This is a genomic window from Actinoplanes sp. NPDC026619 (assembly GCF_040638295.1).
GTDB lineage: Bacteria > Actinomycetota > Actinomycetes > Mycobacteriales > Micromonosporaceae > Actinoplanes.
Window position 1 is genome coordinate 797617 of the sequence record NZ_JBEZYA010000001.1, and the last position, 16150, is coordinate 813766.

A 16150-nucleotide genomic window follows, 5' to 3' on the forward strand; every position below is an offset into this window, starting at 1 on the left:
TCTGATGGGGGCGGGCGGCCGGCGCCCGCCCCGTCAGGAGTTCCAGATGTCGTAGTCGGCGACGGCGAAGCACTCGACGTCGTTCTTGTCGGACTTGATCACGACCTTCACCGGGCGGCCGTTGCTCGCGTCGTAGCTCGCCTGCACCTCGGCGCCGTCGTCGGCGGCCGTGCGGGCCATCGTGATGAGCTCGGCCAGGCTGGGCACGTCGATCTCCTCGCCGTCCTGACCGGCGGCCGGGCCCAGGTCGACCTCGGCGCTCGGGGACGCCTGCACCGAGGCGCCGAGGCGCTTGGTGGAGACCACGTCACCGGATTTGACCACCACGTTGTAACGGCCGAGCGGCTTCTTCGCGTTGCAGCCGCGGGTCAGCGTGTAGCTGTACTGGAACGGCTCGGCGTACGCCGGCGCCTTGCCGGCCGGCACCGCCTTCACCGTCGCCGACGCCGACGCGGTCGGCGAGGAGCCGTTCCAGCTGGGCGACTCCTCCGGATGCGCGGTGCACCCGCTGATCGCCGCCATCAGAACTACCCCGCTCAGGGCCACACCGAGCCGCACCACAGCCTCCATCGCGAAGAATTTCCACGTGCGGCGCAATCTAGCGCAGCCACGCACGCTTTCCCGAGGCGGCTGCGTTTTCGGCCGAAGATAAGCTTATGTCCGATATGGTGACGTGCGTGAAAAGACGGACCTTCGTGCTCGGCGGTGTCGGTGCGGTGGTCCTTCCCCGGCACCGGGTGGTGGCCGGCCCGTTCACGCTCGGCGTGGCCTCCGGCGAACCCGATCCGGACAGCGTGGTGCTGTGGACCCGGCTCGCCCCGGTTCCGCTCGCCGCGGACGGGCACGGCGGCATGCCCCGCGCCGACGTCGCGGTCGAGTGGCAGGTCTCCCCCGACGCGTCGTTCCGGCAACTGGTGGCGTCCGGCACGGCCACCGCCCGCCACGACGAGGCACACACGGTGCACGTCGTCGCCGGTGGCCTGCGCCCCGACTTCGAATATCACTACCGGTTCCGCGCACAGGGCCACCTCTCGCCGGCCGGCCGCACCCGGACCGCGCCGCCGCCGGCCGCTGCCGGCCGGGACCTGACGATGCTGTTCGCCTCGTGCGCGAACTTCGAGGCCGGCTACTTCACCGCGTACCGGCGGATGGCGGAGGAACGCGCCGGCCTGATCCTGCACCTGGGCGACTACATCTACGAGGGCGTCGCCAAACCCGGCCACGTGCGCCAGCACCTGGGCCCGGAGATCCTCACGCTGGCCGACTACCGGCGGCGGTACGGGCAGTACAAGGTCGACCCGGACCTGCAGGCCGCGCACGCGAGCGCGCCGTGGCTGGTGGTGCCGGACGACCACGACGTCGAGGACGACTGGGCCGGCATGCACCGGCTCGACAACCTCCCGCCGCTGTCCGCCGCCCAGTGGGTGCAGCGGCGGACCGCCGCCTTCCGCGCCTACTACGAGCACCTGCCCCTGCGGCCACGCTCGGCGCCGGCTGGCAACGCCATGCAGTTGTACCGGCGGGTGCCGTGGGGCCGGCTGGCCACGTTCCACATGCTCGACACCCGCCAGTTCCGCGACCCGCAGGCCTGCGGCGGCGGGTCGAAGAAATGCGCGGACGCCGACCGGCCCGGTCGCAGCCTGCCGGGACTCGCGCAGGAGAAGTGGCTGCTGGACGGGCTGGCGCAGCACCGCGGCGCCTGGGACCTGATCGGCCAGCAGGTCTTCTTCGCCGGCCAGCTCAACGCGGCGGGCGTCGGCAACATGGACGCCTGGGACGGCTACCGCGCCTCGCGCGACCGGATCCAGCGGGGCTGGGTGCAGCGGGGCGTGCGCAACCCGGTGGTGCTGACCGGCGACATCCACACCGGCTGGGCCAACGACCTCAAGGCCGATTACACCGATCCGCGCTCGCCGGTCGTCGGCACCGAACTGGTCTGCACGTCGATCACCTCACGCGGGGACGGCACCGCGAAGACGTCGATCCCGGCCGGAGACGTCAATCCACATCTACGGTTCTATTCGGACCGGCGCGGCTACGTGCGCACGACGATCACGCCGGCGCAGATCACCGCCGACTTCCGCGGGGTCGACGCGGTGAGCAGGCCGGACGCCGCCGTGCGGACCCTGGCCTCCTTCGCTCTGCGGGACGGCCGGCCAGGCGTCAACCGCCTCTAGAGATCGGCGACGAAGACTGACACCGAGCGGGGCGGGACGGTCAGGACGCCGGCGTTGGCGGTGGCGGTGCGCAGCACCGGGTCGGCCGACGCGGCCTGGTCGGGGTGCGGTTTCAGGTGGAAGCCGGACAGCATCGGGACCGTCTGGATGGCCGGGTGCTCGGTGGCGTTGAAGACCGTCACGACCTGCCGCCAGCGCGGGTCGAGGCCGGTGCCGTCGAGGCACATGACGATCACGCCCGGGGTCTCGCCGGGGCCGCCGAGCGGGAACTTCAGGCGGCGCTGCACCTCCTCGGCGGTGGGCAGGCCGAAGACCGGCGACGAGCGGCGGATGCGCAGCAGCTCGCGGTAACGCTCGGCGGTCATCGCGATCAGCTCGGGCGGCGGCACCAGCGACGCGTCACCAAGCAGCGGGCGGGCGAATTGCCAGTTGTTCTCGTTGTCCTCGGCCGGGGGCAGGCCGGCGCCGAAGCCGTTGCCCTGCGCCGGGTTCCACCGGATCTGGTTGAACCAGTCGCCGGAGTTGAACGAGTTGCGGTCGAGCGACTTGGACCGCAGGCGCTCGCTGCCGAGAGCGATGAAACCGATCCCCTGGCTCAGCACAATCACCGACAGGGCGAGGATCTGCATCCGGGCGCGGTCGACCGGCGCGAGGTCGCGGGGCAGCTTGAACGCCAGCGCGTCGTAGAGGATCTCGTTGTCGTGGGCGTCGACGTAGTTGATCGTCTCGTCCGGCGTCAGCGCGTAACCGCTGGGTGAGCCGTTGTAGTCGATCTGGGCGCCGCTCTGCTCGGCGCCGGTGTGCGTGACGAACCGGTAGGTCGACAGGGCGCCGGAGAGCCCCACCTTGATCCGGTCGTGCACCCACAGCGGAGTGTTCGCGCCGAGCCCGCTGGCGAAGCCCTGCTCGGTCGGGTTGCCGAAGGAGCCGCCGCCGCGGATCGCGTCGCGCAGCCGGTCGTTGAACGTGCCGATGCCGGTGCCGGCCATGTTGACCTGGGTGGCCTGGGCGAAGCGCGCGTCGTACGCCACCTCGCCGAAGTTCCAGCCCTCGCCGTAGAGGTAGATGTCGTTCCCACCGGGCAGGTGGTCGAGCGCGACCCGCACCTCGAGGATGTTGGCCCGCGGGTGGTGGCCCATCAGGTCGAACCGGAAGCCGTCGACCCGGTAGTCGCGGGCCCAGGTGACGATCGAGTCGACCACCAGGCGGCCCATCATCATGTGCTCGGTGGCGGTGTTGGGGCAGCAGGTGGACTCGGCGGTGGAGCCGTCGGCCAGCGCCCGGTGGTAATAACCCGGCACGACCCGGTCGAGCACGCTGAGGCGGTGCAGCCCGTCCTCCATGGCGTGGTTGTAGACCACATCCATCACGACGCGCAGGCCGGCGTCGTTGAGCGCCGCCACCATCCGCCGGAACTCGATGATGCGGGCCGGCCCGGACGGGTCGGTGCTGAAGCTGCCCTCCGGGGTGGTGTAGTGCCAGGGGTCGTAACCCCAGTTCCAGCCGTCCTCCTCGGCGACGGCCATGACGGCTTGCTGCTGCTCCTCGGAGTCGGGCGGGAACGACGCCAGGTCGCAGGCCGGCACCTTCTGGTCGGCGCGGCGGTCGGGGACGGTGGCGAAGTCGAACGCCGGCAGCAGGTGCAGGTGGGTGAGGCCGGAGTCGGCGAGCGACCGGAGGTGCCGCATGGAATCGGCGTCCGCGTGGGTGAACGCGGCGTAGGTGCCCCGGTCGCCGGCGGGCAGCGACTGGTCGAAGATCGAGAACTCGCGGATGGAGACCTCGGCGATCTGCATCCGGGCGGGCGCGACGGCCGGCGGTTTCGTCAGCGTCTCCCAGCCGGGCGGGGCGAGCTCGGGGTCGGCCAGGTCGACCAGCAGGCTGTGCGTCGAGTCGGCGGCCAGGCCCACCGAGTAGGGGTCGGTCACGCTGGTGGTGACGATGCTCTGGGCGGCCGGGTGCCACACCTCGACGCGGTAGCGGTAATAGCGGCCCAGCCACTTGCGCTTGGCGGCGATCGACCACACGCCGGTCAGCGCGTCACGGTCCATCGGCAGAATCTTGGGCTCGTCGTCGGGCGTGCGGAACAGCTCCAGCTCGACCGTGCGGGCGGTCGGCGCCCAGACCGACAGCTGCGGCCGCTCGTCGGCCATCACGACGCCCAGCTCGGCATCGGCGGCGTCGGCGTAGAGGTCGTCGAGCACACCGGGCAGTTGCACGCCGGTGATCGAGCTGACCCGGCCCTCGGCGTCGCGGCCGACGACCAGCAACTGGCCGCGCAACAGGTAACCCAGGGCGGCGTCGCCCAGCTCGCGCACCGAGAACGCGCGGTAGGCGCGCAGGTGCGGGAAGCGCCGGCTCTGCGCCCGGAACAGGCCGCCCGGGCGCGGGGTCAGCGGCAGCGTGGTGAACTCGCCGGTCAGCTCGTCGCCGGCCCGCCGGAGGGAACCGTTCGCCGAGGCGACCAGGGTGAACGCGGCCGACCGCTCGGTGAAGAGCTCGGGCAGCGCGATCGTCGTGCGGTCGAGGAAGACGCCGAGCTGGCGGGCCGGGTCGAGTTCGGGGCCGAGCGTGCCGAGGTCGGGGCGGACCGGCGCGCTGGTGCCGGCGAGCATCCACACCTCGCGCGCGAGGGTCAGGTCGAGGCGCTGGTCGTCCGGCAGGTCCTTGCCGTCGCCGCGGTGCAGCACGAAGCGCAGGCCGATCGCGCCGGGGCGGACCGGGACCCGGAACACCGCGCCGAACGAGTCGTAGGTGGCCGGGTGGATCGGCTGGTCCCACCGCGGCTTCTTCGGAGTGCCCTCCCAGGCGTGCAGGCCCCAGCCGGCGTAGTCGCCGCCGGGGCGGCGGTAGTGGATCACCACCTCACCGGTCTCGGCGGCGGGCGCGGGAGCCGGCGGCGCGTCATAGACGACCGGGTCGCCGGGGCGCAGCCAGATCTCCGGAGTGACGGCCGGGTCGACGTGCCGGTCCTCGTCGACATCCTTGGCGCCGGCGTGATCGACCAGCACGAAACCGACGTCGCGGGCGCCGTCGGCGAGCCGGACCCAGGCGAACCGGCCATAGGCGTCCTCACCGGCGAACGGGGCGCCACCCGGATAACCGGGCTCCTGACCGGGCGCGAGATCGCCCCACGCGTGCAGCCACCACGCGGCGTATTCGCCGTCGGAGCGGGCGTAGTGCACGACCAGCCACTGCGGGCGGCGGCGGCCGGTGGGCGGCGCGGCAGGCGCGATCTCGATCGTCGTCACCGGGCCATCCTCGCACCGGCGTACGACGATTTCAGTGCGTCGAGATCACGGTGGTGATACGCGGCCCGTTCGCGTCAATTCGCAGCAGATAACGGAAATGTCCGCCGGTGAGAGCATTGCCGCTGCTGTCCAGATACTCCCAGGCCACCTCGACCATGGTCAGCGCGGCGGACAGCGGCTGCACGTCGAGCATCTCCGCGTGGGCGGCCACGATCTGCTGCTCCTGGTACAGCGGAGCGGCGCCGAGGAACGAGAGGGCGACCGCCGCCGGCGAGGTGAACGTGAAGCTGTACGAGTCGGCGACGACCATGCCGGGCAGCGCGTAGCAGCCGGCCACCGCCGCGACATCGCCCGTGGTCAGGGCGGTGCCGTAGCGATCGAAGAAGTCGGTCAGGGCGGCTATGTCGGTGGGGGCCTGCACGGCAGCCGTGTGCCCTATCCAACACAGGGGTAAACGCGACGTGCGCGTAACCGCTAACGTGGCACATTCACCGGCCACGGAAAGGTCCCGCGAACCGGCATGAAGGTGCTTTTCCTCATCAATGATGCCTTCGGCATCGGCGGAACGATAAAGACGACGTTCAATCTTGGCGCCGCTCTGGCGGCGCGCGGCCACGACATCGAGGTCCTCAGCACGGTACGCCGCCGGGATGTGCCGCAACTCCCGGTCGATCCGGCGATCCGGCTGATGTCGCTCGTCGAGATCCGGCCGGGCCACCCCGACCACGAGCCGGACCCGCCCGGCCGCGGCAAGCCGGCCCGGGTCTACCCGCGGTCCGACTTCAAGTCGATGGACTACGACCGGCACGTCGAGCGGCGCTACCGCGAATACCTCCGGGCCTCCGACGCCGACGTGGTCGTCGCGACCAGACCGGGCCTGATCACGTACGCGGTGAAATTCGCCCCCAAGCACATGGTCCGCATCGGCCAGGAGCACCTGGTGCGCGGCCAGCACCGGGCGGCGCTGCGCCACCTGATGCCGAAATACCTGCGCAAACTCGACGCGTTCGTCACGGTGTCCCAGCGCGACGCCGACGACTACGCCGCCCACCTGCGCCTGCGCCGCACCCGCCTGATGTTCATCCCGAACGGCGTGCCCAAGCCCACGGTCCCGCCGTCGCACGGCCGGGCGAAGCTCGTGGTGGCGGCCGGCCGGCTGGTCCCGAGCAAGCGGTACGACGTGCTGATCCGCGCCTTCGCCAAGGTGGTCGCCGAGCGGCCGGACTGGCAGCTGCGGGTCTACGGCGACGGCAAGGAGACGCCGGCGCTGCGGGCGCTGGTGCTCGAGCTCGGGCTGCACAACCACGTGCGGATGATGGGCAACTTCACGCCGATCGAGTCGGAGTGGGCGAAGGGGTCGATCGCGGCGGTCTCGGCCGACCGGGAGCCGTTCGGGATGACGCTGGTCGAGGCGATGCGCTGCGGGGTGCCGGTGGTGAGCACCGACGCGCCGTACGGGCCCGGCGAGATCCTGCGGCACGGCGAGGACGGTCTGCTCACGCCGGTCGGCGACCCGGACGCGTTCGGCGACGCCCTGCTCCAGCTGATCAACGACGACGACCTGCGCCACTCGATGGCGGCCGCGGCGCTGGCCCATTCGGCGCGGTACGACCCGGCGCCGATAGCTGAACAATATGAACAGCTATTTCTCGAAATTTCGGACAAAAAGCGAAAGCCGTGGCGGCGGCGAGAGCCAGTCTCCGCGCTCGGCCCGGCGCCTTCGGTCACGCAGCCGATGGTCGACTGGGACGGCGCCGGCCCGCTGCCGGACGGCGTCACGGTTAATTTTGACAAATCGGGCATCGGGCAGATCCGGGACGCCGCCGGCAAGACCGTGCTCGCCGGCGTCCGCGACACCCGTGACCTGCTGGACGGCCCGGTCGGGCAGCGCATCCAGCTCCCGTTCCGCAGCGCCGAGGGCATCCTCGGTGTCCGGGTCTGGGACCAGCCGGCCTATGCCGAGGTCGGCGACATCTCGGCCGACACGGACGGCATTCATCTGACCGGCCGCCTGTACGGCGCGATGTTCGACTCGCCGACCCTCGAGGCATCCAACGGACCGGAGACCCGGGAGCTGACGGTGACCGCCGACGGCCTCGACTTCGGCGTCTCGATCCCGGCCCTGCCGCCGGGCATCTGGACCTTCCGGCTGCGCCATGCGGCCGACGCGACCCCCGTGACCCTGGGAAGATTCCGAGACGACATCGTCGACAAGCGGACCGCGTTCGTGCTGCCGGCCGCCACCGTGAGTGGCGTAACCCTGCAGCCGAAATACACGGAGAGTAACGAGTTCGCGATCCGCGCGACGAGCTGACCCCGCCTTGCGCGGGCTTACAAGACGGACGTACGGTTTACGGGAAACGTGAACCGAGAGTTAGGATTGCCTAACTCCCGGGGCGCCCTGACCGGTGCGAAAGACTTGACCTCACAGTCGCTGGGTGAAGGAGATGACGGTGGCCAGCCTCGACACCTTTGGTGCGAAGAGCGAGCTGCGCGTCGGAGACGCGAGCTACGAGATTTACGCGATCGACAAGGTCGAGGGGCACGAACGCCTGCCCTACTCCTTGAAGATCCTGCTGGAGAACCTGCTGCGGACCGAGGACGGCGCGAACATCACCGCCGGCCACATCCGCGCGCTCGGCGGCTGGGACCAGACCGCCGACCCCAGCGTCGAGATCCAGTTCACCCCCGCGCGGGTGCTGATGCAGGACTTCACCGGCGTCCCCTGCGTGGTCGACCTGGCCACCATGCGCGAGGCCGTCAAGGAGCTGGGCGGTGACCCCACCAAGGTCAACCCCCTCGCGCCGGCCGAGCTGGTCATCGACCACTCCGTCATCGCCGACCTGTTCGGCCGCGCGGACGCCTTCCAGCGCAACGTCGAGCTGGAATACCAGCGCAACCGGGAGCGCTACCAGTTCCTGCGCTGGGGCCAGACCGCCTTCAACGAGTTCAAGGTCGTCCCGCCGGGCACCGGCATCGTGCACCAGGTCAACATCGAATACCTGGCCCGCACGATCATGGAGCGCAACGGCCAGGCGTACCCGGACACGGTCGTCGGCACCGACTCGCACACCACCATGGTCAACGGCCTCGGCGTGCTGGGCTGGGGCGTCGGTGGCATCGAGGCCGAGGCGGCCATGCTGGGCCAGCCGGTCAGCATGCTGATCCCGCGGGTCGTCGGCTTCAAGCTGTCCGGCGAGATGCCGGCCGGCACCACCGCCACCGACCTGGTGCTCACGATCACCGAGATGCTCCGCGAGCACGGCGTGGTCAGCAAGTTCGTCGAGTTCTACGGCCCCGGCGTCACCGCCGTGCCGCTGGCGAACCGGGCCACCATCGGCAACATGTCGCCGGAATACGGTTCGACCGCCGCGATCTTCCCGATCGACGACGAGACGATCAAATACCTCAAGCTGACCGGCCGCAGCGAGCAGCAGGTCGCGCTGGTCGAGGCGTACGCGAAGCGCCAGGGCCTCTGGCTCGACCCGAACGCCGAGCCGGACTTCTCGGAGAAGCTCGAGCTCGACCTCGCCACGATCGTCCCGTCCCTGGCCGGCCCGAAGCGGCCGCAGGACCGGGTGCCGCTCGACCGGGCCAAGAGCATGTTCCGCGACGCGCTCGGCAACTACGTGCAGCCCAACGGCCACGCCGACGAGGCCAGCGAGGAGTCGTTCCCGGCCAGCGACCCGCCGGCCAACGACGTCGACGACGCCACCGACAAGCCGCACATGTTCAGCGCCGCCGACAACGCCGCGGGCCGGCCGTCGAAGCCGACCCGCGTGGTCGGCGAGGACGGCGTGGAGTTCGAGCTGGACCACGGCTTCGTCGGCATCGCCGCCATCACGTCCTGCACCAACACCTCGAACCCGCAGGTCATGATCGGTGCGGCGCTGCTCGCCCGCAACGCCGTCGACCGGGGCCTGACCCGCAAACCGTGGGTCAAGACGACCCTGGCGCCGGGCTCCAAGGTGGTCATGGACTACTACGAGCGGGCCGGCCTCACTCCTTATCTGGACAAGCTCGGTTTCAACCTGGTCGGTTACGGCTGCACCACCTGCATCGGCAACTCCGGCCCGCTGCCCGAGGAGATCTCGGCCGCGGTCAACGAGGCCGACCTCACCGCGGTCAGCGTGCTCTCCGGCAACCGCAACTTCGAGGGCCGGATCAACCCGGACATCAAGATGAACTACCTGGCCTCGCCGCCGCTGGTGGTGGCGTACGCGCTGGCCGGCACGATGGACCTGGACATCACGACCGAACCCCTGGGAACGGGCAGTGACGGCAAGCCGGTCTTCCTCTCCGACATCTGGCCCAGCGCCAAGGAGATCGACGACACCATCGCCCAGGCGATCGGCGCGACCGGCTTCGCCACCGCCTACCAGGACGTCTTCGCCGGCGACGAGCAATGGCAGTCGCTGCCCACCCCCGAGGGCAAGACCTTCGACTGGGCCGACGACTCGACCTACGTCCGCAAGCCCCCGTACTTCGAGGGCATGTCCGCCTCGCCGTCGCCGGTGAACGACATCAGCGGCGCCCGGGTGCTGGCCAAGCTGGGTGACTCGGTGACCACCGACCACATCTCGCCGGCCAGCTCGATCAAGGCGGACTCCCCCGCGGGCAAATACCTGGCCGAGCACGGCGTCCCGCGGCACGAGTTCAACAGCTACGGCTCCCGCCGCGGCAACCACGAGGTCATGATCCGCGGCACGTTCGCCAACATCCGGCTGCGCAACCAGATTCAATCGAGTCGAGGAGCTCTGCCGGAAGGCGGGTTCACGGTCAACCACCTCACCGGCGACCAGTCGACGATCTACGACGCGTCGGTGGCCTACCAGGAGGCCGGCATCCCGCTGGTCATCCTGGCCGGCAAGGAGTACGGCTCGGGCTCGTCCCGGGACTGGGCGGCCAAGGGCACCATGCTGCTGGGCGTGCGCGCGGTCATCGCCGAGAGCTACGAGCGCATCCACCGCTCCAACCTGATCGGCATGGGCGTGCTGCCGCTGCAGTTCCCGCCCAAGACCAGCGCCGAGTCGCTCGGCCTGACCGGCACCGAGACCTTCACCATCACCGGCGTCACGGCGCTGAACGACGGCGAGATCCCCGGCACGGTCAAGGTCCGCACGGACACCGGCGTCGAGTTCGACGCCGACGTGCGCATCGACACCCCCGGCGAGGCGGACTACTACCGCCACGGCGGCATCCTGCAGTACGTGCTCCGCAAGATGCTGAACAGCTGATCGACCGCGAGAAGCCCCGCCCGTTGCGCAACGGGCGGGGCTTCTCCGCGTTCAGGAGGAGACGAGCTCCCTCTCGGGCGCCGGTTGCCGGCGGCCCGGCGTCCACCAGTTCGCCCGGCCCAGCAGGGCCATCGTCGCCGGCACCAGCAGACCGCGAATCACGGTGGCGTCGACCGCGATCGCCACGGCCAGCCCCAGGCCGATCATCTTCACGATCGGGTCCGAGCTGAGCACGAAACTCGCGAAGACACACACCATGATCAGGGCGGCCGAGGTGATCACCACGCCGGTCCCGGCCAGCCCGTCGCGCACCGAGCGCGCGTTGTCCCCGGTCCGCACCCACGACTCACGCACCGCGGTCAGCAGGAACACCTCGTAATCCATGGACAGCCCGAAGAGCAGGGCGAACAGCATCATCGGCACGTACGCCTCGATCGGCACCGGCCCGTCCAGCCCGGTCAGCCGCACGCCCCACCCCCACTGGAACACCGCGGTCAGCACCCCGTAGGCAGCCCCCACGGACAGCAGGTTCATCAGGGCGGCCTTCGCCGCCACGACGGGGGCACGGAAGGCGGCGAACACCAGCAGGGCGCTGAGCAGAACAACCAGGCCGATGACGTACGGCATCCGTGAGCCGACCCGGCCGGCGAGTTCCCCGCGGATCGCGGTCATCCCGGTGACCGAGACGGTGAGGTCGTCCACGTGCAGGTCGTCGAGCCGGTCGGCGGTCGCCAGGCTGGCCGGGTCACTGGGCGCGGTGGTGGGAACGGCCTGGATCGACGCGACCGTGCCGTCCGGCGAGAGCCGGACCGGCTGCACCGAGGCGATCCCGGCTGTCGCCGCCACCGCCGCCGACAGCCGCGTGAGCCGCGGATCGGCCGCCACGGTAGCCGGGCTGCCGAGCTGGGCGATCACGGTGAGCGGTCCGTTGACGCCCGGCCCGAAGGCCGCCGCCATCGCGTCGTATCCGGCACGCGTGTCCGAACCGGCCGGGTCGTCACCCGCGTCGGTCTGCCCGAGCGTCATCGCCGCCACCGGCGCGGCCAGCGCGAGCAGCACGATCACGCTGGTCACCGCATATCTCCAGGGCCGCCGCGTGACCCGGCCGGCGAGGTTGCCCCAGACGGACCGTCGTGACCGCACCCGCGGTGCCGAGATCCGGTGGCCGGCCAGCGCGAGCAGGGCCGGCAGGAGGGTGGTCGCCGAGGCGACCGCAACGAGCACCACAAGCCCGGCCGTCCAGCCGAGCGTGGCGAGAATCGGAACCCCCGCGACGGCGAGCCCGCCGAGCGCCACGATCACGGTCCCACCCGCGAACACCACCGCGCTTCCGGACGAGGCCACCGTCTCCACGATCGCCGCCTCGCGCCAGGAGCGCGGCCCCGGCCCGGCCAAGCGCCCCGGGTCCACCGACTCCCCCGCCGTCGCCGTTCCCCGCGAAAGCGCGGGCCGGGTGGACTCGACGGCGGGCGGGGCAGTGGCCAGGAGGGCTCGATATCGAGTGATGAGGAACAGGGCGTAGTCGATGCCGACGCCCAGTCCGATCATCGTGCCGAGCGTGGTGGCCACCGCCGGGATCCCGGTCAGGTGCCCGGCCAGCCCGATCGCGCCGACCCCGCAGACCAGCGTGATGATCGCGGTCAGCAGCGGCAGGCTCGCCGCGATCAGGCCGCCGAACGCGATCACCAGCACCACCAGCGCCACCACGATGCCGAGCGCCTCGCTGCGCCGGGTGTCGGCCTGCGGCTTGGCCAGCGCCCCGGCCGGCAACGTCTCGATGCCGGTGGTCACCGCCGCGTTCATCACGGTCGTGGTGAGCTCGGTCGTGACGTCCCGCGGGCCGAGGTCCAGCTGCACGTTCAGGTAGGCGGTGCGGCCGTCCGCGCTGAGCACCGGCTTCGCCACCGAGGACACGTGCGCGACGCCGGCGATCCGCTGCCCGGCCGCGGTGACGGCCGCGGTGTCCAGCGCCGCGTCCGGCGAGCGGAACAGGACCTGGCCGGTGGCGTCCTGCGCGCCGGCGAAGTGGGATTCGAGCAGGTCCCGGCCGCGCTGGGAGGTGGCGCCGGGCAGTGAGGCGTTCTCGTCGGCAGGCCGCCCGAACGTCAGCACCAGACCGGCCACCGTGGCCGCGACGAGCAGCCAGGCGCCGACCGTCAGCCAGGGCCGCCGCGTGCTGAACCGGCCGACCCGGCCCATCACCGCGTGCAGTGGGCCGTCCTCGATGGCGCTCACGCCGTACCTCCGCAGGTCTTGTCGTTGCTGTTGATCTTGTTGGTGTTCGTCAGGTGGAGATCGGCGCCGCCGGCGATGACGTGCAGGCCGTCGGCGGCCGGGGTCACCGATCGGTAGGTGAGGCCTCCGGGCAGGGCCGGCAGGTCGACGGCGCGCTCGGCCGACGCCGCCGCGGGCAGCCGGGACGCGGGCACCCGCAGCCCGATCGAGGAGAGCTCGACCTCGACGGGGGTGATCGCGAGGCGGTTCCCGCTGAGCTTCACGTCGGCGTAGACGGTGGCCGGGACGGTGAGCCCGCGCACCGAGATGTCGGCCTGCACGACGAGCCGCTGCGCGTCGTCCGCCCCGACGATCCGCATGTTGCTGCCCGCCAGAGCCCCACCCGCCGTCGTGCCGTCCGCCGCCGTGCCGCCCGTCGCGGGGCCGCCCGTCGCGGGGCCGCCCGTCGCGGGGCCGCCCGTCGCGGGGCCGCCCGTCGCGGGGCCGCCCGTCGCGGGGCCGCCCTTCGCCGCGGCGCCGAGCCCGGTGAGCGCGCTGTAGGGGACCGTCGCGTCGACCGTGACCGAGCCCGCACTCGCGCCGCCGGCGGCGAGGCTCACCCGCTTCGCGTCGGCCTCGACATGACCGAGGGCGATCTTGGGGAGTTGCACCTCGTCGGCCGTCACCCGGATCTCGCCGAACGAGCGGCTCGCCAGCTGCGTGAGCGCGGGGAATCCGCGCAGGTCGACGTCGGGGGCGGCGGTCAGGCCGGCCACGCACCGGACCCGGGCGGCGACCCGATGCTCGATCACGCCCGCCGCGATCCGGTCGGCCGCGATCGGCAGCAGGAGCGCCGCCACCGCCACGCTGGTGATCAGTCGTCTTCGCACCAGATCGATGAAACCGGCCGCGGATGCCGGTCACATGCGAGAAAGATGAGAGTTCGTCAAGAGTCGCGGGGCAGCGTGAACCACACGGCCGAACCGTCGACGCCGACCGACCCGCCGTGCGCGTGCACGACGTCGGCCACGATCGCCAGGCCGAGGCCGGCACCGCCCCCAGCTGACCGGGCCGGGTCGGCCCGCCAGAACCGTTCGAACGCGTGCGCGGCGGCCTCCTCCCCCATTCCCGGCCCGTCGTCGGCGACCTCGACCCGCGCACCGGCCGCATCGGGGGCGACCCGCACCCGCGCGGCCGTCCCGGGCGGGGTGTGCGCCCGTACGTTGGCCAGCAGATTGGCCAGAACCTGGCGCACCGCGTCCGCGTCCGCCGTGACCAGGCACTCGGCCGGGGTCTCCGCGGTCAGCGGCCGGTCCGGCTCGACCGCCGACGCGTCCGCCACCGCGTCCCGGGCGAGCCGGCTCAGATCGACCGGTTCCCGCCGGGCGGGCGGCGAGGCGTCCAGCCGGGCCAGGTAGAGCAGCGAGTTGACCAGCGACCCCATCCGGGTCGACTCCTCCTCGATCCGGCGCAGCACGTCCGGCCGTTCCCGGGTGTCGACCACGCCGGAGCGGATGAGCTGCAGATATCCCTGGATCGAGGTGACCGGGGTGCGCAGCTCGTGCGACGCGTCGGCGACGAACTCGCGCATCCGGGACTCGGAGCGTTCCCGGGCGGCGAGCGCGCCCTGGATGCGGGAGAGCATCCCGTTGATCGCGGTGGTGAGCCGGCCCACCTCGGTGCGCGGGTTGCCGGAGCCCGGCACCCGGCGGTCGAGCCGGCCGTCGGCGAGGTCGGTGGCGGCGGCCGCGATCGCGTCCAGCGGCCGCAGCCGGCGGGCGATCAGGAGCCGGGCGATCAGCACCAGCAGCACGAGCACGACGAGCGAGGTGAGCCCGGCGACCCGCAGCAGCCGGGCGACGGTGTCCCGCAACGGCTGCAGGGAGAGCGCGACCAGCACCGTGTAGGCGCCGTCGTGGGTGACCACGACCCGGTAACCGGCCACGTTCTGCGGTCGCGGGTCGTCCTCGGCCTGGTCGAGCAGGGGCTTCGCGGGCAGCGGCGCGCCGGAGACGATCCGGATGATGCCGGTGGGGGCGGCCCGCACCTCGATCACGTAGTCGGTGACCGAGACGACCTGGCGGATCGCCTGACCGCGCAGCTCCGGGTCGCCCACCAGCATCGCGGTGCGCGATCTGGCCAGCTCGGCGGCGGCGTCCAACTGCTCGTCGGTGCGATTCAGAAGATAGGACCGCATCCCGAGTACGGCGGTGCCGGTCACCAGGAGCAGGGCGGCCACCGTCAGCCCGGCCACCACGAGCAGCAGGGAGCGCCGCAGCGTCACGGCGTCGTCTCGCGCAGCGCGTAGCCGAAGCCGCGGTGGGTGACCAGCAGCGGCGGCCCGAACCGGTCGAGCTTGCGGCGCAGATAGCCGACGTACGTGTCGACCACGTTCGAGCCGGCCTCGATGTCGTACTCCCAGACCGCCCGCAGGATCTGTTGCCGGGACAGCACCCGCCCGGGGTTCTGCAGGAAGTAGCGCAGCAGCTTCAGCTCGGTCGGCGACAGCTGCACCGGCTCACCGGCCCGCCGCACCTCGAGAGTGTCCGGGTCGAGTTCCAGGTCGGCGTAGCGCAGCACCCGGTTCTCGACCGGGGCGGCCCCGGTGCGGCGCAGCACCGCCCGCACCCGGGCGAGCAGCACCTCCACGTCGAACGGCTTGGTGATCCAGTCGTCCCCGCCGTAGGTGAGCCCGGCGATGATGTCGTCCCGGGCGTCCCGCGCGGTCAGGAAGATCACCGCCGGCCCGCGCAGCTCCCGGCACAGCTCGCGGCCGTCGCCGTCGGGCAGCATCACGTCCAGCAGCACCAGGTCGGGCGGCTGCTCGGCGACCTGTTTCCGGGCCTCGGCGGCGGTGCCTGCGGTGCCGACCGTGAAGCCGTGGAAGCGCAGCACGGTGGCGAGCAGGTCGACGATGTTGGGCTGGTCGTCGACGACGAGGATGCGGGTCATCGCCCTCATCACAACACGCCCGGATGAGAGTCGGATGAGAGACCGCTTCGCGAGTGAATAGGCTTCGGGGATGGATGACAACACTGTGCTGGGCAAGATCCACGGGTTGGTCGACGAGGAGCACAAGCTCCGCGGGCAACTGGGCCGCGGCGAGATCTCGTCGGACGAGGAGCACGCGCGCCTCAAGGAGCTCGAGGAGGCGCTGGACCAGTGCTGGGACCTGCTGCGCCGGCGCCGGGCCGCCCGTGAGGTGGGGAACGACCCGAACGCCGAGCAGGCCCACGCCGTCAACGAGGTCGAGGGATACATCCAGTGATCC

Annotated in this window: 11 protein-coding genes; 4 read left to right on the forward strand and 7 right to left on the reverse strand. The window is 71.6% G+C overall.

Annotated elements, in window-relative coordinates; all coding sequences use genetic code 11:
* Nucleotides 1-33: 33 nt before the first annotated feature.
* Complete coding sequence (locus AB0E90_RS03835) at nucleotides 34-570, reverse strand: DUF6174 domain-containing protein (protein WP_360398664.1); 537 nt, start codon at nucleotides 568-570, stop codon at nucleotides 34-36.
* A gap of 95 nt (nucleotides 571-665) precedes the next feature.
* Between AB0E90_RS03835 and AB0E90_RS03840 the strand changes: the two genes are divergently transcribed.
* Nucleotides 666-2177, forward strand: coding sequence for an alkaline phosphatase D family protein (locus AB0E90_RS03840; protein ID WP_360399450.1), 1512 nt, complete (start codon nucleotides 666-668; stop codon nucleotides 2175-2177).
* On the opposite strand, the gene pulA is transcribed toward AB0E90_RS03840, so the two are convergent.
* Both pulA and AB0E90_RS03850 read right to left on the reverse strand, forming a co-directional pair.
* Nucleotides 2174-5428, reverse strand: coding sequence for a pullulanase-type alpha-1,6-glucosidase (pulA, locus tag AB0E90_RS03845; protein ID WP_360398666.1), 3255 nt, complete (start codon nucleotides 5426-5428; stop codon nucleotides 2174-2176). The genes AB0E90_RS03840 and pulA overlap by 4 nt on opposite strands.
* Nucleotides 5429-5459: 31 nt before the next feature.
* Nucleotides 5460-5849: a hypothetical protein gene (locus tag AB0E90_RS03850; RefSeq protein WP_360398668.1), complete on the reverse strand. Its 390-nt coding sequence runs from the start codon at nucleotides 5847-5849 to the stop codon at nucleotides 5460-5462.
* A 99-nt stretch (nucleotides 5850-5948) separates the two neighbouring features.
* Here AB0E90_RS03850 and AB0E90_RS03855 point away from each other — a divergent pair, with 99 nt between their 5' ends.
* Both AB0E90_RS03855 and acnA read left to right on the forward strand, forming a co-directional pair.
* Nucleotides 5949-7742 (forward strand): glycosyltransferase, encoded by a 1794-nt coding sequence (locus AB0E90_RS03855; RefSeq protein ID WP_360398670.1) that lies wholly within the window; start codon nucleotides 5949-5951, stop codon nucleotides 7740-7742.
* A gap of 124 nt (nucleotides 7743-7866) precedes the next feature.
* Entirely contained in the window at nucleotides 7867-10665 is a 2799-nt protein-coding gene (gene acnA, locus AB0E90_RS03860) for an aconitate hydratase AcnA (RefSeq protein ID WP_360398672.1), read from the forward strand.
* Between the two features lie 51 nt (nucleotides 10666-10716).
* On the opposite strand, the gene AB0E90_RS03865 is transcribed toward acnA, so the two are convergent.
* From AB0E90_RS03865 to AB0E90_RS03880, 4 genes are read right to left on the reverse strand one after another with little or no spacing between them, the layout of a single operon-like run.
* Nucleotides 10717-12900: an MMPL family transporter gene (locus AB0E90_RS03865; RefSeq protein ID WP_360398674.1), complete on the reverse strand. Its 2184-nt coding sequence runs from the start codon at nucleotides 12898-12900 to the stop codon at nucleotides 10717-10719.
* On the reverse strand, nucleotides 12897-13769 hold the full coding sequence (locus tag AB0E90_RS03870) for an LmeA family phospholipid-binding protein (protein ID WP_360398676.1): 873 nt from the start codon (nucleotides 13767-13769) through the stop codon (nucleotides 12897-12899). The genes AB0E90_RS03865 and AB0E90_RS03870 overlap by 4 nt, the downstream gene beginning before the upstream one ends.
* 56 nt (nucleotides 13770-13825) lie before the next feature.
* On the reverse strand, nucleotides 13826-15163 hold the full coding sequence (locus AB0E90_RS03875; RefSeq protein ID WP_360398678.1) for a HAMP domain-containing sensor histidine kinase: 1338 nt from the start codon (nucleotides 15161-15163) through the stop codon (nucleotides 13826-13828).
* Entirely contained in the window at nucleotides 15160-15840 is a 681-nt protein-coding gene (locus tag AB0E90_RS03880) for a response regulator transcription factor (protein ID WP_360398680.1), read from the reverse strand. Before AB0E90_RS03880 ends, AB0E90_RS03875 begins: the two co-directional genes overlap by 4 nt.
* A gap of 61 nt (nucleotides 15841-15901) precedes the next feature.
* Here AB0E90_RS03880 and AB0E90_RS03885 point away from each other — a divergent pair, with 61 nt between their 5' ends.
* Nucleotides 15902-16147 carry a DUF2630 family protein gene (locus tag AB0E90_RS03885; RefSeq protein WP_360398682.1) on the forward strand — a complete coding sequence of 82 codons (246 nt, stop codon included), beginning with the start codon at nucleotides 15902-15904 and terminating at the stop codon, nucleotides 16145-16147.
* Nucleotides 16148-16150: the final 3 nt, after the last annotated feature.